The sequence below is a fragment of the Kibdelosporangium aridum genome (assembly GCF_900176515.1).
Taxonomy (GTDB): Bacteria; Actinomycetota; Actinomycetes; order Mycobacteriales; family Pseudonocardiaceae; genus Kibdelosporangium; species Kibdelosporangium aridum.
Genome location: NZ_FWXV01000002.1, coordinates 1970233 through 1992540 on the forward strand (window position 1 = coordinate 1970233; position 22308 = coordinate 1992540).

The window sequence follows — 22308 nt, forward strand, 5'->3', positions numbered from 1 at the left end:
AGAGGGCAAACAGTCATTATTGTCCGATGCACCTTTCACCGAGGGAGGGCACTGTGACGCCTTCGGCTGCTGAGGACGTGCCGGCTCGGCTGTATCTCGCCATCGGACGGCTGTCTCGGTCACTGCGACGCAGTGGCGCTCCAGGGCTCGGACACGGCTCCATTTCCGCGTTGTCGACATTGGTCGGCTGCGGTGAGATGCGGCTCGGCGATCTGGCGAACAAGGAAGGCGTTGCCGCGCCGACCATGTCGCGGATCGTCGCCGCGCTCGTCGAGGCCAAGTACGTCCAGCGCGAACCGGATCCGGTTGACCGGCGGGCCTGGCTGGTCAAGGCCACACCGGACGGTGAGCGGATGGTCTCCGGACTGCGCTCGACCCGCGTGCAGGAACTGCGCAGGCGGATCGAGCGCTTGCCGGAGGCCAAACAGGCCCAGCTGATCAGCGCCATCCCTGTGCTGGAAGAACTGCTCAGCGAGGAGTAGACGCTGGTGGGCAGCGCTTCGGTGCTGTCAGACAAGATCGAGTTGCAACGATTCAGTCACGTGCGGCCCGCAGCTCGGCGATCTCCGCGCGCAACGCCCTGATCTCGGTGAGCAGCAGCTCGTCCGAGGCTTTCTGTTCGGCCGCGTGCTTCTCCTCGGCCTCGACCAGTTCCTCGGTCATCCCGCGGTCCATCCCGTTGACCACCACCGCGATGAACATGTTCAGCACCGCGAAGCTGGACACGATGATGTACGTGACGAAGAAGATCCACGCCAGCGGTGCCTTCTGCATCAGTTCCCTGGCGATGTCCGGCCAGCCCTCGCCGGTCATGATCTGGAACAACGTGAACAGCGTCGTACCGAGGTCAGCGAAGTGCTGCGGCTGCAGGTGCTGGAACAGCTTCGTGGCCATCACCCCGGCGACGTAGAGCACGAGCGCCAGCAAAGCCGCGATCGACGCCATGCCCGGAACCGCGAGCAGCAGGCCGCTCACCACGCGCCGCATCGACGGCACCACCGAGATCAGTCTCAGCACTCGCAGAATCCGCAGCGCTCGCAGCACGGAGAACTCGCCGGTCGCGGGCACCACCGCGATGCCGATGATGACCAGGTCGAAGATGTTCCACGAGTCCTTGAAAAACGCCCAGCCGAACGCGTAGATCCGCAGCAGGATCTCCACGACGAAGATCGCCAGCGCGGCCCGGTCGGCGAAGTGCAGGATGCTGCCGAACTCGGCGACGATGCCGGGCGAGGTCTCGAAGCCGAGCGTGATCGCGTTGAAGACGATCACGCCGATGATGAAGCGCTGGAAGGCCTTGCGCGTCACCAGAGTGCGCACTTGTTCCCGGGAGATCACGGGGCTGAAGCGTAAAGGACACGCGTCAACGGGGCAGTCCCCGTTGCGCCAGGTGGTGGATAACTCCTTGGCGATGGGAGCGTGAACACCTGCTGAAGTGTGCCCCGGCCAGCGGTACGGCCGATCTAGATTGACCGTTCCTGTACCGGACGCGGGGGAGCCGTCGGATGGATCTGGACCTGTGGGCACTTGTCCTGTCGGTTGTCGGTATCGCGGTCCCGGGTTTCGCATTTCTGTGGGAATTCTTCTTCGTCGGCCGCAAGCGGCTCGGCTACCGCGTGCAGATGGACACCACGGCGATGGAGGAGGCCGGGTCCAAGTACGCCGGGGTACTCGCCGGGATGAAGCCGGAAAGCGGCGCCGCCGCCTTGGTGAACCCGTCGTTCGTGCTCGTGCGGATCGAGAACGCCGGTGCGACCACCATCGACGAGCACGACTACCAGGTCATCTCGGACGTCAAGGTCGGTGTCCGGATCCTGTTCCCCGGCCGGACGGTCGCCGGGATGGTCGTGACCGACCTCAACCCGCGCAGTCTGCACACCAACTTCACTGGCGAGAACAACGCGCTGGCGAGGGGCGTGATCGACGGGGCCGATGAGCCGATCGGGTACATCACCCTGCCGCGAGTGCCGCTGAACCGCCCGGACCACTACAAGGTCTTGGCTGTCCTTGAGCGTGTCAAGGGAGACAAGGACGGCCCGCCGCCCAAGCCCAGGATCGAGGCGGGGATCAAGGGCGGACGCGTCAAGATGACGGCGTCCGGTACCGGGATGTCCCGTCAGACCACGGCGTTGCTGGTCTTCATGACTGTGGTGATCCTCGGGCTTGGCCTGGTCACAGTGTTCAACGAGGACGTGCCGCTGGATTGTGCCACCGGGACGGTCAAGCTGACCGGGTCGACCGCGATCGAAGCCGTCATGCGGGAAGCCGGTGACATGTACGCGAACACGTGCTCCGGCGCGAGTTTCACCTACGACTTCCAGGGCAGTTCAGGCGGTCTCTCTGCGCTGCAGGAAGCCGGTGACCAGCTCGAGGCGTCGCCGCCGGTGCTCGCGTTCTCCGATGGTGCCAAGGCGGACCTGCAGCCGCAGCTGTTACCCAGGCCGGTCGCGTTCATGCTGTTCACCCTGGTGGTCAACAAGGACGCGGGCATCGGCGACCTGAGCATCGACCAAGTCCGGCGGTTGTACGACGGGCAGGTCCAGAACTGGCGGGAGATCGGCGGCAACGACGTGCCGGTCACGTTGATCAGCCGCAAACCCGGATCCGGTACCAGAACGACGTTCCAGCACCAGATCCTGCAGGGCAAACGGGAAGCCGCGACCAACTCCGACAACTGCCGGACCCGCGACAGCGGCGGCGATCCGGGCATCATCCGCTGCGAACGCGACCGGACCGACGATCTGCTCAACGGTGTGGCCTCGGTCCGCGGAGCGTTGGGGTACGCCGAACTCGGCGCGGCCACAAAGCGAACCGACCTGGTGGTGGTGCGCATGGACGGCCAGAAGGCAACGCTGGAGGCGGCCACGCACGGCGCGTACCCGTTCTGGGAGACCGAGTTCGCGTACACCTACCAGGAGCCCAAAGCGGACTCGCTGGCCGCGAGTTTCCTGCGCTACCTGACCAACCAGGTCGGCAAGGACATCATTCGCTCGCACGGCAACCGGCCATGCGACGAACTGCAGAACCCTGTGCTGTGCAGGCCCGGCGCCTAGACCTCCTCCTGCGACAACCGCCAGAAAGGTGACACCGGGCCGTGGCCTTGGCCGAGCGGGTACGAGTCCCGTACGGACCGGACGATGAACCGCTTGCCGAAAGCGACGGCTTCGGGCACGGATGATCCTCTGGCCAGCTGCGACGAAATGGCCGAGGCGAGCGTGTCGCCGCTGCCATGGGTGTTGCCGGTGTCGAAGCGTGGCCCGGGTAGCTCGTGGAACGTCGAACCGTCGTAGAGCAGATCGACGCAGTCGTCGACGTTCTTCATGTGGCCCGCTTTGACTACGACCCATTCCGGGCCGTAATCGAACAACGCCTTGGCGGCGTCGCGCTGGGTTGCTATGTCGGTCACGTCGATCCCTGTCAGCAGGCGGACTTCGTCAAGGTTCGGCGTGATCACGGTGGCGCGCGGGAACAACTCGGCCCGCAACGCGTCCAGCGCGTTGTCCTGCAGCAACTGGTCACCGCCCATCGACGCGGAGACCGGGTCGACCACGAACGGCGTGCTGCCGCCACGGCCGATCCCGACCCGGTCGGCGGCGCCCGCGATGGCCAGGATGATCTCGGCGTTCGCCAGCATCCCGGTCTTCGCCGCGCCGATCCCGATGTCCACGGCCACCGCCTCGATCTGGGCGGCGACCACGTCGGGCGGGATCTCCACGATTCCGGTGACACCTATGGAGTTCTGCACGGTCACCGCGGTGACCGCGGTCAATCCGTGCACGCCACAGGCGAAGAGGGTCCGCAGATCGGCTTGAATGCCCGCACCACCGCCGGAATCGCTTCCGGCGATGGTGAGGACAGTGGGTGGCGTCATGAGTCAGTCGACCACTGGGAGGTAGACCTTGTCGCCATGCTTGTGGAACTCCTCCGACATCTCGTCCATCCCCGCCTCAATGGCGTCCACTGTGGACAGGTTGTGTTCCTCGGCGTACTTGCGCACGTCCTGGGTGATCTTCATCGAGCAGAACTTCGGCCCGCACATCGAGCAGAAGTGCGCCGTCTTCGCGGGTTCCGCGGGCAGGGTCTCGTCGTGGTAGGACCGTGCCGTGTCCGGGTCGAGGGACAGGTTGAACTGGTCGTGCCAGCGGAACTCGAAGCGGGCCTTGGACAACGCGTCGTCCCACTCCTGAGCGCCCGGATGGCCCTTGGCGAGGTCCGCCGAGTGCGCCGCGATCTTGTACGTGATCACGCCGACCTTCACGTCGTCCCGGTTGGGCAGTCCGAGGTGCTCCTTCGGGGTGACGTAACAGAGCATCGCGGTCCCGGCCCAGCCGATCTGCGCCGCGCCGATGGCCGAGGTGATGTGGTCGTACGCCGGCGCGATGTCCGTCGCGAGCGGACCGAGGGTGTAGAACGGCGCCTCGCCGCACCATTCCTCTTCGAGCTTGACGTTCTCGATGATCTTGTGCATCGGGACGTGCCCTGGGCCCTCGATCATCACCTGGACGTCCTTGGCGCGCGCGATGTGCGTCAGCTCGCCGAGCGTACGCAGTTCGGCGAACTGCGCCTCGTCATTGGCATCCGCGATCGAGCCGGGTCGCAACCCGTCGCCCAGTGAGAAAGTCACGTCATAGGCACGCAGGATGTCGCACAGCTCTTCGAAGTTGGTGTACAGGAAGCTTTCCTTGTGGTGCGCCAGGCACCACGCCGCCATGATCGAGCCGCCACGCGACACGATGCCGGTGACACGTTTGGCGGTCAGCGGGACGTACCGCAGCAGCACGCCAGCGTGGACAGTCATGTAGTCCACGCCCTGCTCGCACTGTTCGATGACGGTGTCCTTGTAGACGCTCCAGTTCAGCTTCGCCGGATCGCCGTTGACCTTCTCAAGCGCTTGGTAGATGGGCACTGTGCCGATCGGCACGGGGGAGTTGCGCATGATCCACTCGCGGGTCTCGTGGATCCGCTTGCCGGTGGACAGGTCCATGATGGTGTCGGCACCCCACCGGGCGGCCCAGACCATCTTGTCCACCTCGTCCTCGATGGACGAGGACACCGCGGAGTTGCCGATGTTGGCGTTCACCTTGACGAGGAACCGTTTGCCGATGATCGCGGGCTCGGACTCGGGGTGGTTGCGGTTCACCGGGATGACCGCCCGGCCGATGGCAACCTCCGAACGGACGAATTCCGGGTCCATCTTTTCCCGTGCGGCAACGAACCGCATCTCGTTGGTGATGATCCCGGCCTTGGCGTACGCCAATTGGGTCACCGCGCCGTTGATCGGCTCGAGTGCCCAGCTCTCCCGGATCCTGGGAAGTCCACTGTGGACGTCGATGGTCGCTGAGCCGTCGGTGTACGGGCCAGAGGTGTCGTAGAGGTCGACGTGTTCGCCGTTGGTGAGTTCCACCCTGCGGAAGGGCACCTTGATACCGTCGCCGATATCGCGGTATTCCTTGTGCGAGCCGGAGATCGGCCCGGTTGTGATGGTCGGCTGGACAGTGCGGTCTTCGAGCGCCGTCATTAACGCCTTCCTTCCCTACGCCGGCATTACCCGGTCAGGTTCATGCGGTCGGCGGCGCCTGGTCCTCAATGGACACCAAGCCGCCCTCTCAGCCCGCCTAGGCGCGAGCTCCCGCGACGTTTGGTGAATCTTCTCGACGATAACCACGATGACCGCGCGTTGCCAAGACAACTGGCGTACCGTTTCGCTGTGACGTCCGCACCGGGCTTGCGTCAGCTGGCCAGACCCGACGCGGTCGAGCCATGCGCTGACTGCGGTGAATTCGCTGGCCGTAGTTACCCACAGTGTTCGGCGTGCGAGGACTTCGTGGACCGGTACTGGGCGGCTGACTGGCTCAACGCGCTGGCAGGGACGCCGTCGGACCTGATATCGGCGGTGCTGACCGATGACGGCCACACGTATCCGTGGACCTGTCTGGACTGGGCGTTGCGGCTGTCGAACTGCGCCGGCTGCGGGCGTGAGGCCACCACCGGGGAAATCGAATGCGCGTACTGCGCGATCGCCGAGGAGAAGCGCTGGCTGGCCGGCGGCGATATGACCCCGAACGAGCACTTGTTACGTCAGGCCCGGGTGGTCCTGCGGGCGCCGCACCGGCACCGGGCCTCACAGGTCGCGTACTGGCGCCTGGTGCTGCCGTTCCTGCTGACCGGCCACTGCTTCACCGCGCGGCAAGCCCAGCGGCTGCGGTCGTTCCTGATCGCCGGCCGATACGAGGAGCTGGCCGTGAGCACTTCGTATGAGGAGTTGGCCTCCCTGCCCGACCTGCCGTGGCGGCAGAATACGGTCGTTGTATGAAGATCGGATTCGGCGCCCCGGTGGCGGGTGCCTGGGCCACCCCTGACAACCTCGCCCGGTTCGCCGTGTCAGCGCAGGAGCTGGGCTATTCGTCGTTGTGGACGTTCCACCGGCTGCTCGTTCCGGCCGAACACGGACTCGACGCGGTCTACCGCAGCGTCCTCGACCCCACGGTGGCCATGGCGTTCATGGCCGCTCGCACCACGACCATCCGGCTCGGGGTCGCACTGATCAACTTCCCGTTCGTGTCGCCCGCGTACGTGGCCAAGCAGTTCTCGACGCTGGACTTGCTGTCAGGTGGGCGCGTGGACCTGGGTCTTGGCGCGGGCTGGCTGCAGGAGGAGTTCACCGCCTCCGACTCGTCGATGGAGCGGCGAGGCGCTCGGACCGTGGAGTACCTGCAGGTCCTACGCACCCTGTGGGCGGACGAGGTGAGCAGCTTCGACGGCGAGTTCTACACCGTGCCGCCGTCACGGATGGACCCCAAGCCCGTGCAGAAGCCCGGGCCACCGGTGCTCCTCGGCGGTGCCGTGCCCGCGGCCCTCCGCCGCGCCGGACGCATCGCCGACGGCTGGATGTCCCGCAGCGCCACCAATTTGGACGAGATCTCGGCGCAGATCGACATCGTCCGTGCGGCCGCCGTCGAGGCAGGCAAGGACCCGGCCGGGGTACGTGTCGTCGTTCGGGGCGTAGTGCGCCCTGGCGAGCGCGTGGGCAGGCTTTCCGGGTCGTACTCGCAGATCCGTGCCGACGCCGAGTGGCTCGGCGAGCAGGGCGTCACAGAGTTGTTCTACGACCTCAACTGGGATCCCCGGATCGGCAACCCGGACGTCTCCGCGGACAGCGCGACCGAGGGCGCACAGGAACTCCTCGAAGCCCTCAAACCTTGAGGGCTGTTTGGACTGGGTGGCGCGTTCTTCGCGCTCGGTCAGGACCTGGAAGAGGCCAAATCAAGCCGAGGAGGCTGGTTTGTCGGTGCTCGGACCTACTATGCGGACCATGACGCGGTATGTCGACGAAGACCTGCACGGTGCGGAGTTCCGCGAGTGCGATCTGACCGGGGCACGCCTGATCGGCGTGGTCATGCAGGATGCCGTGATCGACGGGCTCGTCACCAACCTCGTGGTGAACGGTGTCGAGGTCAGCGAGTACGTGGAGGCAGAGCTCGACCGGCGTCATCCGGTGCGGGTGCTGCTCCGTTCCGAGGACCCTGCCGATCTGCGCGAGGCATCGCGTCAGCTCCATGCCGGCTGGGCCGCCACGATCGAGCGAATCCGCCGTACGCCCGGCATCGAGCGCCGCAGCGTGAACGACGAGTGGTCGGCGGTGCAGACGATGCGCCACCTGGTCTTCGTCCACGACTCGTGGTTCCGCCGCTGCTGCCTGGGCTCGACGGAGCTGTTCACGCCGATGGGCATCGGGCCGACCGTCGAGCCCTACCGTGAAGCGCACGGGCTTGACCTCTCGCTCGATCCGGCCCTCGACGAGATCGTGAGCGTGCGTGACGCACAGGCCGCCGAGCTCGAGGCCTGGCTCGACGAGGTCACCGCCGTGCAGCTCGCAGCGCCAGCGCCGGTGCCCGACGACGATGTCTGGCCGCCATACGCCCGGGGCCGCTCGGTGCGGCAGTGCCTCCGCACCGTGCTCAACGAGACCTTCGAGCACCACCGCTTCTGCGTCCGCGACCTCGACCTGATCGAGGCACAGCGCTAAAGCCAGCCATCTTTGCGGCGGTTCGAGTTCAGTAACGCCTAGTCCTGGAAAGGGTCAGGCTCGGTAGCCGGGTCCCATGACAGGCCGGGCACACCCCACCCGTTGCGCTTGAGCATCTTCTTCGACTGCTTGGCATACCGGCCGACCAACCGGTCCAGGTACAGCAGGCCGTCCAAGTGGTCGGTCTCATGCTGCAGGCAACGGGCGAAGAAACCCGTGCCCTCGACCGTGAGCTCCGATCCGTCGACGTCCTGGCCGGTGACGCGGGCCCACGACGCCCGGCCGGTCGGGTACGTCTCGCCCGGCACGGACAGGCAGCCCTCGAAGTCATGGTCCGGGTCGGGCATGGTCTCCGGACGTTCGGATGTCTCCAGTACCGGGTTGATCACCAGACCGCGGTGCCGCACGCCTTCGTCGTCCGGGCAGTCGTAGACGAACAGGCGCAGCGGGATGCCGATCTGGTTGGCCGCGAGGCCCACCCCGTTCGCGGCCGCCATCGTCTCGAACATGTCTTCGACGAGCTGCTGAAGTTCGGCGTCGAATGTGGCAACTTTGTCGGTGGGGTTGTGTAGAACAGGGTCACCGACGACACGGATCGGGTGTACAGCCATGGCAGGCACTCTATCCAGCGGCGACTGCTCGATCCGGACGCGCCGGGTGACATGACCGACAGTCGAGAGCGGGGGCGTGATGTAATGACGGGGCGGAAATCACATGCGTGTGATTCTTCCCAGACGGGTACGGGAATCCTGACCGCGAACCGAGGAGCCGGATGGACGCCGCAGAGGCACTGGTCCCCGAGGGCGGGCCGCACGACGGCTTGACCGAGCGGGAACGGGTGATCCTCGCCTTCGAGCGCCAGTGGTGGAAGTACGCCGGCGCGAAGGACCAGGCGATCAGGGAGATCTTCGGGATCTCACCCACCCGTTACTACCAGTTGGTCAACGACTTGATCGAGAAGCACGAGGCCTTGATGGCCGATCCGTTGCTGGTGAAACGCCTCCGGCGGCTCCGCAGCGGTCGCGTCCGGGTCCGTGGAGCACGAAGGCTGGGTGTCGAACAGACATGACCTCACCCGAGCAGGCAGGACCCACCCGGCCGGCTCGCCTGGCCGGACTGGGCCTGCTCGCGCTCGCCCTGATCGCACTGGTGATCGGACTCATCCAACTGCTCGGGGGTGGTGATTCGGAGCAAGCGGCCCCGCCGCCTCCGTCCTCCGAATCGCAGCCACCGCCGCCTCCGCCGTCGGAGACGCCGACGAGCGCGCCGCCGGCCCCGCCGACGACGAGCGCCACGAGCACGGTGCCGCCGCCCGCGCCGCCGACCACGACCAGTTCGGTATCGCCTCCGGCACCTCCGCCACAGCCGCCGAACCGCTCGGAGCCGGTCCGGGTCTACAACAACAGCTTCATCGAGGGCTTGGCCGAGCGTGCCGCGAGTGACTTCCGCGCCAGTGGCTGGAACGTGGTCGACACGGGACCCCACCAGGGCAAGGTTCCCGTCACGACGGTCTACTACCGGCCGGGCACGGCTGAGGAGGCTCAAGCCAAGGAGCTGGCGCAGCAGTTCGGGCTGCGTGTCGAGCCCCGGTTCGACGGCATCAAGGACGCCTCGCCCGGCATCATCGTGATCGTCACGCGCGAGTACGACGAGAAGTCGAAGTAAGAATCCCCTGCTCAGCAGGTCCGTGGAACACGCACGCCCAGGTAACGTTGTTAAGGGTGCAACGGTGTAATCACGGCAATGGGCGGTGGTGGCGGTGGACGAGTACTCCAAGACGGTTAGCTCCGTTGCCAAATCGGTGACTCCGCACGTGGCAAGCGTGCGGCTGGACAACGGCAGCGGCTCGGCCGTCGTGTTCGAAAACGGCCGTCTGCTGACAAACGCACACGTCGTCGGGACCGCGAGGCGTGGTACGGCCACGTTCGCCGACGGTAGTGACGCGACTTTCGAAGTCGTCGGGGTCGACCCGCTGTCGGACCTGGCGGTGTTGAGCGCGCGGGGCGAGATTCCGCCACCGGCGACTTTGGGCAACGCCGACGAGCTTGAGGTCGGCCAGCTCGTGGTCGCGGTCGGCAACCCGCTCGGCCTCAACGGTTCGGTGACCGCGGGAGTGGTCAGCGCTCTCGGCCGGGCCCTTCCGGTTCGGCAAGGCAAGGCGGGCCGGGTGATCGAGGACGTGATCCAGACCGACGCGGCATTGAACCCTGGCAACTCGGGCGGCGCCCTCGCCGACTCCGACGGCCGGGTCGTCGGGATCAACACCGCGGTCGCCGGGTTCGGGCTCGGTCTCGCGGTGCCGGTGAACGTGACGACCATGCGGATCGTGCAAACGTTGATCTCCGACGGCCGAGTCCGCCGGGCCTACCTCGGTCTGGTCAGCATGCCCGCGCCTCTGCCTGACGACGTGGCCGCACGGACCGGGCAGAAGGCCGGCCTCCGGGTCGTCGAGGTCGTCACGGGCAGCCCCGCGCACAGGGCAGGACTGCACTCGGGCGACCTCGTGCTGACCGTGGGGCGTAAGCAAGTCAGTGACGCACAAGGAATCCAGAAGCAGCTCTTCGCCGACGCGATCGGCACGGAGCTGCCCGTGACGGTGTTGCGTGGCGGAGCCATGGTCGACGTCTTCGCGACGCCGACCGAGCTCTCCGTCCGCTAACGCGACTTCGCGTAGGCCTCCAGCGAGGCCAACTGGGCTGGGTCGAGGGAAGGCCGGACGGCCTCCCTCGCCTTGGCCAGGTGCGCCGCCGTGACCACTGTGGCCTCAAGGGATTCCCGCATCGCGGTCAACGCGGCCTCGCGGATCAAGGCCGCGCAGTCCGCTGCCGAGTAGCGATCCAACGTCTCGCCCAGTGCGTCCAGATCAACGTCGTCAGCCAGCGGCGTGTTGCGGGCCGACGAGCGCAGGATCGCCGCCCGGGCTTCGCCGTCGGGCGGCGGGACGTAGATGATCCGCTCCAATCGGCCTGGCCGCAGCAATGCTGGGTCGATCAGCTCGGGGCGGTTGGTCGCGCCGACAACGATCACGTCCCGCAACGGCTCCACACCGTCCAGTTCGGTGAGCAGCGCGGCGACTACGCGGTCGGCGACGCCTGAGTCGCTGGACTGGCCACGGCGCGGGGCCAATGCGTCGACCTCGTCGAGGAAGATCATGGCTGGCGCGGCTTCCGCGGCGCGGCGGAACAACTCCCGCACGGCTCGCTCGGACTCGCCGACCCACTTGTCCATCAGCTCGGCGCCCTTGACGGACATCACGTTCAGCCGACCCGTTCCGGCCAGCGCGCGGATCAGGAACGTCTTGCCGCAACCTGGCGGGCCGTACAGCAGGACGCCGCGCGGAGCCTGAACGCCAAGGCGGGCAAAGGAATCAGGGTACTGCAGCGGCCACAGCACAGCTTCTGTCAGCGACTGCTTGACCTCGCTCATGTCGCCTACGGCGTCGAGCGTCAACCCGCCGGTCTGCAGGTTGTCCGAAGAGGACATCGAAGTCGGCCGGACCGTCTCCAGCGCGCCGACCATGTCCTCGGCGGAGATCTTCGGCTCGGGGGCGTCTTTCTGGCGGAGCGCCGCGCGGACCGATGCCTCACGCCGCAGCGCGACCAAGTCCGCGACAACGAAGCCGGGCGTGCGATCCGCGATCACACCGAAGTCCACATCGGACTCCATGGGTGCGTCCCGCATCAGCACGCGCAGCAAGTCGGCCCGCGTTTTGCTGGTCGGCAAGGGAAGTGCGAGTTCACGGTCGAGCAGCTCGACCGTCCGCAACCGTGGATCGATGGCCTCGGGGTGCGCAGTCGTCGCGACGATCGCCAGACGCGGCGTGTTCACCGCGGCACGCAACGAGTCCAGCACGATCGTCGCGACCGGCGGGGGATTGCTGGCGGGCAGCAGAGCGTCCACATCGGTCAGCAACAGCACGGCCGGAGTGCTCTTCTTGGCCTCGGCAACCGCCGCGCGAACCTTGGCAGCCGCGGCATTCGCTTCCAGAACGGCGATCGAGGGCGCCGCGACTTCGACAATGCGAGCGTCCACCGCGTTGGCGACCGACCGGACGACGCTCGCCTTGCCGACGCCTTCCGGACCGCTGACCAAAGCGCCGAGGCGTGGTGCGGCACCGAGCTTCTTGAGCAGTTCCGGCCGCTGGAAGGCCAGCTCCAGCCATTCGGTCAGCTTACGAGCCGCATCGACGGCGCCCACCAGATCGGCGACGGGCAGCGGGGCTTCGGCGGGTGAAGTGTCGATCTCCGCTGTGTCGATTCCCTTGGCGACAATCACGGCGTCCTCGATGATCTGGCTCTGCGCGGTGCCTTGGGTGGAGCCGGAAGTGATCTCCGCGGTCCGCGCGCCGTCCCGCCAGCTGACCACTGTGGACGGCGCGACCGCGACGGCTCCAGCCGGATCCGACGCGGTGATGGTGATCAGCTCGTTGGTCCAGGTCATCCCAATGGCTTGGGAGAGCCGCTGACGTGCCGCGGTCACGTCCGCCTCGGGCGGAGGGGCGAGGTCCTGCGGCAGCAACGACACGGCGTCACCGACTGTGAACACCTTGCCCATCAGGGCCAGACGCAGGGTCTGCGGGGTGACCGCGGTCGTGGCGAGCCGCGAACCGGCCACCGTGATCGACCGCGCGGCGGCCACAGCCACGGGTGAGACCACGACCTCAGAGCCTTCGACGATGCCCAGGTTCGTCAGCGTGATGTCGTCGAGCAGGGCAACGCCGGGAAGGTTTTCGCTCGCCGCGGCCAAGGCGACGCTGGATCGCGCGCCGATCAGCTTGACCGAGTCCCACTGCCGCAGGCCAAGGGCGTCAAGGACTTCCGGGTGCAGCCGGACGACACCCCGCCGGGTGTCGATGGCCGACGGGGTCAACCTGGCGGTCAGCGTGATCTGGGGCGATGTCACGCATGCGAGCCTACGGGTTGTGGCGCCTGCTTGAGGGCAGGGTTCACGATCAGGATGTGGGCCTTGGCGTGTTGCCAGAGCTCCTGGCTGGCGCTGGCCTCGACCAACGCCGACAGCCCGCCGTGGGTCGGCACGCCGACCACGATCGCTCGGGCGCCGTGCTGGTCGGCGTACTCGGCGACGAGCCGGCCGATGTCGCCGTGACGCGAGGCGCCGTGGAGTACTTCGCCGGTCACGCCCTTGACCCGGCTGATTTGACGCTGGACCACCGCCTCGGCGGCGTGCGGGTCCTCGCTGACGGTCACGGCCTGTTCTTGGACGTGCACCACGTGGACAGTCCGGTTGTGCACCTTGGCCAGGTTGACGGCGGCGTCCACGACTGCGTCGGCCGTGGGCGAGTCGTTGATGGCGGCCACGATGACATTGCCCTGAACCGGCGCGGCCGGAGCAGCCTCCTGCACTTGCTCGGCCTGCGCGAGTTCCTTACGTGCCAACGAAAGTATCCCGATACCGAGCACCAGCACCGCCGCTCCGATGTAGAACGGCACGTGCACGTTCGTGGCCTCGACCAGCTTGCCCGCCACGAACGGGGCCAGGCCGCCGCCGATGAACCGCACGAAGCCGTACGCCGCCGACGCGATCGGTCGCTCGATCGGTGACACGCTCATCACGGCTTGCGTGGTCACGGTGTTGTTGATGCCGATGAACACACCGGCCACGATCACCAGCACGACAAGCGCGGTCGTCGAGTCGGTCCAGATCGCGATACCCAGCATCACCACCGCGAACAGGGCGAGGTTGATGCTGAGCGTGCGGGCGATGCCGAACCGCCGCTGCAACCGGGGCGCCGCGAACACCGAGAAGATCGCGACCAGCAGACCCCAGCCGAAGAACACGAACCCGAGTTGGATCGCGCCGAGTTTCATCGGGAACGGCGCGTACCCCAGCATCGTGAAGAACGTCCAGTTGTAGCAGAGCGCGGTCAACGACAGGATCAGCAAACCCCGGTGCCGCAACGCTTTCAGCGGCTCGACCAGAGATGTTCTCCGTTCCGGCTTCGGTGTGGGGTCGAGCAAGACGATCGTGGCCAGCAGCGCGATCGCCATCAACACCGCGACGCCGAAGAACGGCCCACGCCAGCTGACCTCACCGAGCAATCCGCCGACCAACGGGCCCACGGCGATGCCGAGACCGAGCGCGGTCTCGTACAGGATGATCGCGCCGACGAAGCCGCCGGTCGCCGACGCCACGATCACGGCCAGCGAAGTCGCGATGAACAGGGCGTTGCCCACGCCCCAGCCGGCGCGGAAGCCGACGATCCCACCGATGCTGTCGGACGCCCCGGCCAGCGCGCTGAACACCACGATGATCGCCAGCCCGGTGATCAGCGTCTTCTTCGCGCCGATCCGGCTGGACACCCACCCGGTGATCAGCATGGCGATCGCGGTGATCACCAGGTAGCTGGTGAACAGCAGGGTCACCTGGCTCGGCGTGGCGTTCAGGTCTTGCGAGATCGCGGGCAGGATCGGGTCGACCAACCCGATGCCCATGAACGAGACCACGCACGCGAAAGCGACAGCGAACACGGCCTTCGGTTGCCGGAAAAGGTTGGTATCACTGGTCATTTCTGCATCCCCGCGAGTTCCCTCAGTGCGTTGATCGCGGGAATCGCGGCGGTCAACGCCTCGTAGTGTGCCGGATCGAGCTCGTCGAGCAGCTCAGCCAGCCGCTCGGCCCGGATCTGCCTGCGGTACGCGACCTGGTCACGCCCGGTCTTGGTGATGTGGACCTGGACAACCCGTCGGTCGTGCTCATCGGTGACCCGTTCGACGAGCCCGCTGTCCTGCAAGCGCGAGATCAACTGGGTCATCGCGGGCTGCGACACGCCTTCCGCGGTGGCCAGCTCAGTCAGTCGACGCGGTCCCGACCGCTCGAGCGCCGCCAGGACTCCCGCGGCGGTGAACGACAGGCCAGTCGCCGGGCTGAGCGTGCGCACCAGCCGGACCACGCTCTCCATCGCCACCGCCAGTTCGGCAGCCGGGGCAGTCGTACGCAGATCCACACAGATAGTTGTATCACGCACTTATGTATTTACAACCCTGCGGGACAGTGGCCTCGACCACTGGATTTCTCAGGGTTTACGGGCGACGAACAGCGTGCGGCTGCTGTGCGCGACGAAGGGCAGCCGCTCGTGCAGTTCCCTGAGCTTGGGCATGTACTGCGCGGAGGTGAAGCCCGGTACCATCCAGATCACCTTGCGCAGGAAGTACACCACCGCGCCGATGTCGAAGAACTCCATCCGCAGCCGCTCGGTGCGCAGGTCGACGATCTCCAGCCCGGCCGCCTCAGCCTCGGCGCGCTCCCGGCCGGGCTGCCGGTCGTCCCTCGGCTGTGGCCCGAGGAAGAACTCGACCAGTTCGAACACGCTGGCTGGGCCCACGTGCTGGGCGAAGTACGTGCCACCAGGCTGGAGGACCCGCGCGATCTCGTCGAAGCGCGGCTTGACCGGGTGCCTGCTCACCACGAGATCAAAGGCGCCATCCGCAAAGGGCAACGGCTCCTCATTGGGCGAAGCGACAACAACCGTGCCCAACGGATGCAGCAACGCCGTCGCCTTGGCCACGTTCGGCGGCCACGCTTCCGTTGCGACACAAAGGGGTGGGCGTTTGGGTATTCCCGCGAGAACCTCGCCGCCACCGGTCTGAATGTCCAGCGCCGCGCTCGCCTCGGCCATGCGCCCGCCCATGGACTGCTGGTATCGCCACGAAGGCCGGGCTTCGGTCGCCCGGCCTTCGAACCACGAGAAATCCCAGCCCTCAGTCGGCTCGGCGTCCGCCTCGGCTACGAGCTCCTCAAATGACCGCATGTCTCGATGGTGCCGAATCCGCCAACTGAATTAACCGCGTTCGCGGGGTGGACGCTGCTGACGTCGCAGTCCGATCCGTCGCCAGCTCCGGCGCTTGGGCAGCGGGCCGATCACGTGCGGATGCTGCTCCGGCGGCAAGTACGACTGCCACCCGGCGTGTAACTGGTCGCCGTCGTCACTCCGACGGCCAACGATGCGCACCCGCCGCGCCATCCCGGCGACGCGGCGACGCAGCGGCGGACGCAACCCCAACCGGCGAGCCTGGCTCCTCCGGATGGCCCGGCGCTCCTGCGGCGGAACGTCCCAAGCCTCAGGGTGATTCGCCAGCCAGTGCTTCCTGTGCACCGCGTATGGGATGTGCAGCAAGTAGACGATCAGGAAAATGCCGAGCGCCGCGATCGGGAAGGTCACCACCGCGGCCGCGAGCATCGTCACGCCAACGAGAACCGGCACGACCATGCGCGGCGGAACGCGCGTCGTCTTGACCGAGAGCGTGGGAATCCGGCTGATCAGCAACGCAGCCACGGCAACGGTCCAGATCATCACGACGCCCTGGTTGGTCCACCAGCCTTCGGCGCGGTCGAACTCCAGCCACACGATCATCGGCAGCAGCGCGAGCATGCCACCCGCGGGAGCGGGCACGCCGACGAAGAACTCCTTGGCGTACGGCGGCTGGTTCGTGTCGTCCAACAGGGTGTTGAAGCGTGCCAGCCGAAGGATCATGCACACCGCGAACACCAACGCGAAGATCCACCCCACGCGGGTCGATGCCTCACCGAGTTTCCATTGGTACAACACAAGTGCGGGCGCGACGCCGAACGCTATCGCGTCCGACAACGAGTCCAGCTCCGCACCCATCTTGCTGGTCGCGTCGAGCAACCGGGCGATCCGGCCGTCCAGGCTGTCGAGGATCGCCGCGGCGAAGATCGACGCCAGCACGGCTTCGTAGTTGCCGTGCAAGGCGAACTGCACGGCCGACAGGCCCGCGCACATCGCGAGGACCGTGATGGCGTTGGGCAGTAGCCGCACTCCGGGGGCGGTCCGTGCCGCCATCTGGCTCAGCCTCCCAGTTCGGCGAGGACGGTCTCCCCACCGATCGTCCGCTGGCCAGGCTCGACCAGCACGCGGCTGCCGAGCGGCACGTAGGTGTCCACTCGGGAGCCGAACCGGATCAGGCCGTACGTGGCTCCGGCCGTGACCTTGTCGCCTTCGTCGATGTGGCAGACGATCCGCCGTGCCACGAGACCGGCGATCTGCACGACGACCAGGGTGTGGCCGTCCTCGGTGCGCAGCTGCACCGTGTTGCGCTCGTTCTCCTCGCTGGCCTTGTCCAGGTCAGCGGACAGGAACTTACCCGGGTGGTAGATCTTGCGGACCACCTCGCCTGCCGCGGGCACGCGCTGGACATGCACGTCGAACACCGAGAGGAACACGCTGACCCGCAGCATCGGGGTGTCGCCGAGGCCGAGCTCCGGCGGCGCGACGACCTCGGAGACTTGCGAGACCGTACCGTCAGCCGGGGCGACGGCGAGGCCGGACCGGGTCGGCGTGACCCGCTTGGGCTCGCGGAAGAACCAGGCCGTCCAGCCGGTCAGCAGTGCGCCGACGACCCCGAGCGGCCGCCAGACCTTGCGCAGCACGAGTGTGAGCGCGGCGGCTGCCAGCACGAATGGGCGGCCTGCCGGGTTCATGGGTGGCACGATCCCGCGCGCAAGCTCGACGAAGTGGGCGACGGGACGGTTCGGGGAAGAAGTCACTGCGGCCTTTTCTTGATCACGACGGGTGATATGTGGCCTCAAGTCTGCCCGACTTGGTTGGACCAGGTGCCGATGCATCCCCCCGACGATGCACCGGCACCGGTGGGTTCATCCACGTGGTTTACCCGATTTCCCCAGTTTAGGCCGATGTAAAGGTGGGATCAATGGCTCTATGTGTGCATCCGTCACGGAACGAGCATGACGAGTTGTACGTCGCCGCCCTCGGGCACCTCGGTGACGTCCTCCGGGATCTCGATCAGGCAGTTGGCCTGCGCGAACGCCATCAGCAGGTGCGACCCCGGCCCGCCGACCGGCACGGCCTGGACCGACCCGGCCTCGTGATAACCCCGCCTGTACTGCTTCTTTCCGGCTGGCGAGGTCATCGCCGCACTGGCCTTCGCCGTCACCCGCTTGCGGTCGACGTCCGGGCGTCCCATCGCACGCAGCAACGCGGGCCGTACGAACAGCTCGAACGACAGGGCCGCGCTCACTGGGTTGCCAGGCAATGTGACAACGGGCAAACCCATGTATGAGCCGAATCCCTGCGGACCGCCCGGCTGCACGGCGACCTTGAGGAACTCCACGCCCTCACCCGCGAGAGCGTCCTTGACCACCTCGTACGCACCCGCGCTCACGCCGCCGGTGGTGATCAGCAGGTCATGGTCGTGCAGATGCGGCTCGAGCGTCTTGTACAGCGCCTCGACGTCGTCCGGCACTGACCGCAGGACGTGCGCGACGCCGCCGATCTCCTCGACGGCCGCGGCGATGTGCACGCTGTTGGACTCGTAGATCTGCCCAGCTGCGAGCGGCCTTCCTGGCTCGACCAGCTCGGTGCCGGTGGACAGGATCAGCACGCGCGGGCGCCTACGGACAGGCAGGTCGGGCAACCCGAGCGCGGCCAGGAACCCGAGTTGGGCCGGGCGCAGCACGGTCCCTGCCGTCATGACCGTCGAGCCTTCACGGACGTCCTCGCCCGTGCGCCGTAGGTGCGTGCCGAGGGCCACGGGCGTGAAGATGCGCACCTTGTCCACGCCCGAGTCCGTCAGCTCAACCTGGACAACCGTGTCCGCGCCGGGCGGTACGGGCGCGCCTGTCATGATCCGGTGCGCCGTGCCGGGCAGCAGCGGGACCACGTCGGTCCGGCCAGCCGGGATGTCCTCGGACACCGGCAGCTCAACGGGGTTGTCCTCGCTCGCGCCAACCACGTCGACGGACCGCACGGCGTATCCGTCCATGGCGGAGTTGTCGAACGGCGGCAACGCGATGGGCGCCGTCACATCTTCGGCGAGTACCAGTCCGAGGCAGTCCGCCACCGGAAGTCGCTCGATCGGCAGGTCGGTCACCAGCGCCGCGATGGTCGCCCGGTAGGAATCGACGCTGCGAGGTCTGGTCGCTGTGTTCGGCACGAGTGCATCCTGCCTCGTTGCGCACAGCAACGGCATCGTGGCGTGAAAGACTTGTGGTGCGACGGTACGCGTGAACACGGAGGGGAACGTTGCAGGTCCGGACCCGACACACCCCTGCGTACGGCGTGGCCAGGCTGTTGCTGGCGCCCGGCGAGGCGATCCAGGCCGACTACGACGCACTGCTCTCGGCGAGCTACGGCGTGGCGATCGATGTGCGGCCGAGAGGCGGCGGACGAAGCAAGCGGGTCCAGCCGACGCTGTTCACCGCGCCGCCCGAGGGCGGCTGGGTTGACGTGGCGCCCTCACTGCCCGGCGAGGTCTACACGCTCGAGCTGGAGGGCATCACCGGCTGGTGCGTGACGCGGGGCAGCACGCTGGCCGCGTCGAGCACGATCCAGTTCGACGCCAACTGGGCGCCGTTCCGGCCGATGTTCGGCGCCGAGCAAGGCTTCCTCGACCACGTGTCCGGCCAGGGATCCGTGGTGCTCAGCTCGTGCGGCGCGCTGGACGTGGTCAATCTGGAGCCGGGCGCGGCGATCACAGTCACCCCGGCGTGTGTGGTCGCTTACACCGAAGGCACCCAGACGCGCCTGCGTGCGATCAGCCAGAGCCTGCCGCAGTCGATGCGGACCGGTGAAGGGTTGCTGCTGGACTTCGCCGGTCCGGGTCAGGTACTGACCCAGACCCGGAAACCACAGGCGATGATCGCGGCGCTGTCCTGACCGCCGGGCTGGCCAATTGGCGGATACGTCCACGTGGCGTCGTAGGCGGGCGTTAGGCTGCGCTGCGTGTCGGAGGACCTCACCGGGCGTCGCCTAGGGCATTACCGGATCGACGGTGTGCTCGGCCGTGGCGGCATGAGCGTGATGTACAAGGCCACCGACGTCCGCCTCGGCCGCAAGGTGGCCCTCAAGGTCATCGGTGAGCACCTGGGTGAGGACGCGGAGTTCCGTGAGCGCTTCGTGGACGAGGCCAGAAACACCTCCGCCATCGATCACGCGAACGTCGTGCCGCTCTACGACTTCGGTGAGGTCGACGGGCTGCTCTACATCGCCATGCGCCTGGTCGACGGCTCCGACCTGGCCAGCATCATCAAGAACGGCCCGATCTCGCCGGAGCGCACGCTCTCGTTGCTCGGCCAGGTCGCCGAGGCACTCGACACGCTGCACGACCGCGGCCTGGTACATCTCGACGTCAAACCGGCCAACGTGCTGGTGACCAGCAGGGAGACGTCGACCGAGCACGTCTATCTCGCCGACTTCGGCCTGACCAGGCGCGGCGCCACGGGTCACCGCACCCGCAGCGGCGACTTCCTCGGCTCGCCGACGTACGCCGCTCCTGAGCACCTGCGCGGTGAGCCCGTTGACGCGCGGACGGACGCGTACTCGCTGGCCTGCGTGCTGTTCGCCTGCCTGACCGGGCGGCCGCCGTTCCAGGGCAAGGTGCCCGAGGTCATCCAGGGCCACCTGAACCTCGACCCGCCTGCGGTGACCGGCCTGGTGGCGTTGCCGGGTGCGATCGACGAGGTGATCCGCCGTGGCATGGCCAAGGACCCGAAGGTCCGCTACCTCGACTGCAAGGCGCTGATCGGCGCGGCCCGCCAGGCCCTCCAGCACGCGCCTCGCCGTGAGGTCCCACGCCCGGCCACGGCGCCTCCACCCCCTCCGCAGCCGCAGCAGTACCGGCCGCCGCAGCAACAGCCCCAGCAGCCGCCGCAGCAACCGCAGCAGCAGGGACCAGGGGACTTCGTCCGGTTGCGGCCGCCGACACCGGTCGGCTCGTCAGCGTTCACGTCCGACAAGGGCAGCAAGCGATGGCTGGTTCCTGTCCTGGTCGGACTGATCGCGATCGCGGCCGTCGTGCTGGTCATCGTGTTGGTCTCAAGCAACGGCAGCAACAGCGGCCCGCAGCAGAACACGACCGTTCCGCAGATCCCGGTCGGCGAGGGCTCAGGCACGCAGACGAAGCCGCGGGCGACCACGCCGTCGACGCGCCGGACGCTGCCGTCCAACCTCACCGTCATTCCATCTGCCGGTTGACCTGCGTTTCTTGCACTCTCCCCTGTCGAGTGCTAAACACGTGTTAGCACTCGGTAGAGTTGAGTGCTAGTCGGGATGGTGAGACCGGGTCACCCTCGGTCGTCCGTCGCGGGCGCCACACCTGGCTGAGCACAGTGTTCGTCGTGGGGCACTGCCTCACGACCCCCAACGTAAGCAAGCAGGCGGAGGACACACCGCAATGGCCAAACTGATCGCGTTTGACGAGGACGCGCGCCGCGGACTCGAGCGCGGCCTGAACACCCTCGCCGACGCCGTCAAGGTGACGCTCGGCCCGAGGGGCCGTAACGTCGTGCTCGAGAAGAAGTGGGGCGCGCCGACGATCACCAACGATGGCGTCTCCATCGCCAAGGAGATCGAGCTCGAGGACCCGTGGGAGAAGATCGGGGCCGAGCTGGTCAAAGAGGTCGCCAAGAAGACGGATGACGTCGCTGGCGACGGAACCACCACCGCCACCGTGCTGGCACAGGCGCTCGTTCGCGAGGGCCTGCGCAACGTCGCGGCCGGCGCCGACCCGCTGTCGCTCAAGCGCGGCATCGAGCAGGCTGTCGAGGCCGTGACCGAGCAGCTGCACAAGGTCGCCAAGGAGATCGAGACCAAGGAGCAGATCGCTGCCACGGCCTCCATCTCCGCCGCTGACACCACGATCGGCGAGCTGATCGCCGAGGCGCTGGACAAGGTCGGCAAGGAAGGCGTCATCACCGTCGAGGAGAGCAACACCCTGGGCCTCGAGCTCGAGCTCACCGAGGGTATGCGCTTCGACAAGGGCTTCATCTCCGGTTACTTCGTGACCGACCCCGAGCGTCAGGAAGCGGTCCTTGAGGACCCGTACATCCTGCTGTTCGGCTCCAAGATCTCGTCGGTCAAGGACCTGCTCCCGCTGCTGGAGAAGGTCATGCAGGCCGGTAAGCCGCTGCTGATCATCGCCGAGGACGTCGAGGGCGAGGCCCTGGCGACCCTGGTCGTGAACAAGATCCGTGGCACCTTCAAGTCCGTCGCGGTCAAGGCTCCTGGCTTCGGTGACCGCCGCAAGGCGATGCTGCAGGACATGGCCACCCTGACCGGCGGCCAGGTCATCAGCGAGGACGTGGGCCTCAAGCTGGACAACGCCGACATCTCGCTGCTGGGCAAGGCCCGCAAGGTCGTCGTGACCAAGGACGAGACCACGATCGTCGAGGGTGCCGGTGACGCCGAGCAGATCCAGGGCCGGGTCAACCAGATCCGCGCTGAGATCGAGAAGAGCGACTCGGACTACGACCGCGAGAAGCTGCAGGAGCGCCTGGCCAAGCTGGCC

The 22308-nt window shown here is 67.2% G+C and carries 22 protein-coding genes; 11 read left to right on the forward strand and 11 right to left on the reverse strand.

The genetic code is table 11. From position 1 onward, the window contains the following. The first annotated feature begins 26 nt into the window (after positions 1 to 26). Positions 27 to 482 (forward strand): MarR family winged helix-turn-helix transcriptional regulator, encoded by a 456-nt coding sequence (locus B9C43_RS18935; RefSeq protein ID WP_380145689.1) that lies wholly within the window; start codon positions 27 to 29, stop codon positions 480 to 482. A gap of 52 nt (positions 483 to 534) precedes the next feature. Here the strand turns inward: B9C43_RS18935 and B9C43_RS18940 are convergent, their stop codons facing one another. Further along, complete coding sequence (locus B9C43_RS18940; protein ID WP_143446402.1) at positions 535 to 1338, reverse strand: ion transporter; 804 nt, start codon at positions 1336 to 1338, stop codon at positions 535 to 537. A 167-nt stretch (positions 1339 to 1505) separates the two neighbouring features. Here B9C43_RS18940 and B9C43_RS18945 point away from each other — a divergent pair, with 167 nt between their 5' ends. Beyond that, on the forward strand, positions 1506 to 3053 hold the full coding sequence (locus tag B9C43_RS18945) for a PstS family phosphate ABC transporter substrate-binding protein (RefSeq protein ID WP_084427931.1): 1548 nt from the start codon (positions 1506 to 1508) through the stop codon (positions 3051 to 3053). Here B9C43_RS18945 and thiD read toward each other — a convergent pair. Together thiD and thiC are read right to left on the reverse strand one after the other, a co-directional pair. After that, positions 3050 to 3871, reverse strand: a complete 822-nt coding sequence (gene thiD / locus B9C43_RS18950; RefSeq protein WP_084427933.1) for a bifunctional hydroxymethylpyrimidine kinase/phosphomethylpyrimidine kinase — start codon at positions 3869 to 3871, stop codon at positions 3050 to 3052. The genes B9C43_RS18945 and thiD overlap by 4 nt on opposite strands. Before the next feature lie 3 nt (positions 3872 to 3874). Beyond that, positions 3875 to 5518: a phosphomethylpyrimidine synthase ThiC gene (thiC, locus tag B9C43_RS18955; protein WP_084427935.1), complete on the reverse strand. Its 1644-nt coding sequence runs from the start codon at positions 5516 to 5518 to the stop codon at positions 3875 to 3877. Positions 5519 to 5707: 189 nt separating this feature from the next. On the opposite strand from thiC, the gene B9C43_RS18960 reads away from it, so the two are divergent. The 3 genes from B9C43_RS18960 (at position 5708) to B9C43_RS18970 (ending at position 8026) form a co-directional block, all read left to right on the forward strand. Next, the gene (locus B9C43_RS18960) at positions 5708 to 6313 is read left to right on the forward strand and encodes a hypothetical protein (RefSeq protein WP_063751174.1); all 606 of its coding nucleotides are present in this window, start codon (positions 5708 to 5710) and stop codon (positions 6311 to 6313) included. Next, the gene (locus B9C43_RS18965) at positions 6310 to 7203 is read left to right on the forward strand and encodes a TIGR03619 family F420-dependent LLM class oxidoreductase (protein ID WP_084427937.1); all 894 of its coding nucleotides are present in this window, start codon (positions 6310 to 6312) and stop codon (positions 7201 to 7203) included. The genes B9C43_RS18960 and B9C43_RS18965 overlap by 4 nt, the downstream gene beginning before the upstream one ends. 109 nt (positions 7204 to 7312) lie before the next feature. Further along, a complete protein-coding gene (locus B9C43_RS18970) occupies positions 7313 to 8026 on the forward strand; it encodes a DinB family protein (RefSeq protein ID WP_200825570.1) in 714 nt (237 codons plus the stop codon). 38 nt (positions 8027 to 8064) lie between these two features. Here B9C43_RS18970 and B9C43_RS18975 read toward each other — a convergent pair whose 3' ends face one another. Further along, positions 8065 to 8637: a peptide deformylase gene (locus B9C43_RS18975; protein ID WP_033390987.1), complete on the reverse strand. Its 573-nt coding sequence runs from the start codon at positions 8635 to 8637 to the stop codon at positions 8065 to 8067. A 161-nt stretch (positions 8638 to 8798) separates the two neighbouring features. Between B9C43_RS18975 and B9C43_RS18980 the strand changes: the two genes are divergently transcribed. The 3 genes from B9C43_RS18980 (at position 8799) to B9C43_RS18990 (ending at position 10685) form a co-directional block, all read left to right on the forward strand. Then, positions 8799 to 9095 carry a DUF3263 domain-containing protein gene (locus tag B9C43_RS18980; protein WP_033390986.1) on the forward strand — a complete coding sequence of 99 codons (297 nt, stop codon included), beginning with the start codon at positions 8799 to 8801 and terminating at the stop codon, positions 9093 to 9095. Beyond that, positions 9092 to 9691, forward strand: coding sequence for a LytR C-terminal domain-containing protein (locus tag B9C43_RS18985; RefSeq protein WP_084427942.1), 600 nt, complete (start codon positions 9092 to 9094; stop codon positions 9689 to 9691). The genes B9C43_RS18980 and B9C43_RS18985 overlap by 4 nt, the downstream gene beginning before the upstream one ends. A gap of 85 nt (positions 9692 to 9776) precedes the next feature. After that, positions 9777 to 10685 carry a S1C family serine protease gene (locus tag B9C43_RS18990; RefSeq protein WP_084427944.1) on the forward strand — a complete coding sequence of 303 codons (909 nt, stop codon included), beginning with the start codon at positions 9777 to 9779 and terminating at the stop codon, positions 10683 to 10685. Here the strand turns inward: B9C43_RS18990 and B9C43_RS18995 are convergent. The 7 genes from B9C43_RS18995 to moeA all read right to left on the reverse strand — a co-directional run bounded on the left by B9C43_RS18995 (position 10682) and on the right by moeA (position 18957). Beyond that, the gene (locus B9C43_RS18995; RefSeq protein ID WP_084427946.1) at positions 10682 to 12928 is read right to left on the reverse strand and encodes an AAA family ATPase; all 2247 of its coding nucleotides are present in this window, start codon (positions 12926 to 12928) and stop codon (positions 10682 to 10684) included. The genes B9C43_RS18990 and B9C43_RS18995 overlap by 4 nt on opposite strands. Then, complete coding sequence (locus B9C43_RS19000) at positions 12925 to 14553, reverse strand: MFS transporter (RefSeq protein WP_084427948.1); 1629 nt, start codon at positions 14551 to 14553, stop codon at positions 12925 to 12927. Before B9C43_RS19000 ends, B9C43_RS18995 begins: the two co-directional genes overlap by 4 nt. Further along, a complete protein-coding gene (locus B9C43_RS19005) occupies positions 14550 to 14990 on the reverse strand; it encodes a MarR family winged helix-turn-helix transcriptional regulator (protein WP_235038684.1) in 441 nt (146 codons plus the stop codon). Before B9C43_RS19005 ends, B9C43_RS19000 begins: the two co-directional genes overlap by 4 nt. A gap of 69 nt (positions 14991 to 15059) precedes the next feature. Further along, a complete protein-coding gene (locus B9C43_RS19010) occupies positions 15060 to 15794 on the reverse strand; it encodes a class I SAM-dependent methyltransferase (protein WP_084427950.1) in 735 nt (244 codons plus the stop codon). A gap of 30 nt (positions 15795 to 15824) precedes the next feature. Continuing rightward, a complete protein-coding gene (gene pssA, locus B9C43_RS19015) occupies positions 15825 to 16847 on the reverse strand; it encodes a CDP-diacylglycerol--serine O-phosphatidyltransferase (RefSeq protein ID WP_033390978.1) in 1023 nt (340 codons plus the stop codon). A gap of 5 nt (positions 16848 to 16852) precedes the next feature. Next, on the reverse strand, positions 16853 to 17629 hold the full coding sequence (locus B9C43_RS19020; protein ID WP_084427952.1) for a phosphatidylserine decarboxylase: 777 nt from the start codon (positions 17627 to 17629) through the stop codon (positions 16853 to 16855). 107 nt (positions 17630 to 17736) lie between these two features. Next, on the reverse strand, positions 17737 to 18957 hold the full coding sequence (gene moeA / locus B9C43_RS19025) for a molybdopterin molybdotransferase MoeA (protein WP_235038686.1): 1221 nt from the start codon (positions 18955 to 18957) through the stop codon (positions 17737 to 17739). A gap of 89 nt (positions 18958 to 19046) precedes the next feature. On the opposite strand from moeA, the gene B9C43_RS19030 reads away from it, so the two are divergent. The 3 genes from B9C43_RS19030 to groL all read left to right on the forward strand — a co-directional run. Continuing rightward, complete coding sequence (locus B9C43_RS19030) at positions 19047 to 19679, forward strand: AIM24 family protein (protein WP_084427955.1); 633 nt, start codon at positions 19047 to 19049, stop codon at positions 19677 to 19679. Positions 19680 to 19745: 66 nt separating this feature from the next. Then, a complete protein-coding gene (locus B9C43_RS19035) occupies positions 19746 to 20996 on the forward strand; it encodes a serine/threonine-protein kinase (RefSeq protein ID WP_084427957.1) in 1251 nt (416 codons plus the stop codon). A 199-nt stretch (positions 20997 to 21195) separates the two neighbouring features. After that, on the forward strand, positions 21196 to 22308 hold a 1113-nt coding region (groL, locus tag B9C43_RS19040; protein WP_084427959.1), incomplete at its 3' end, for a chaperonin GroEL.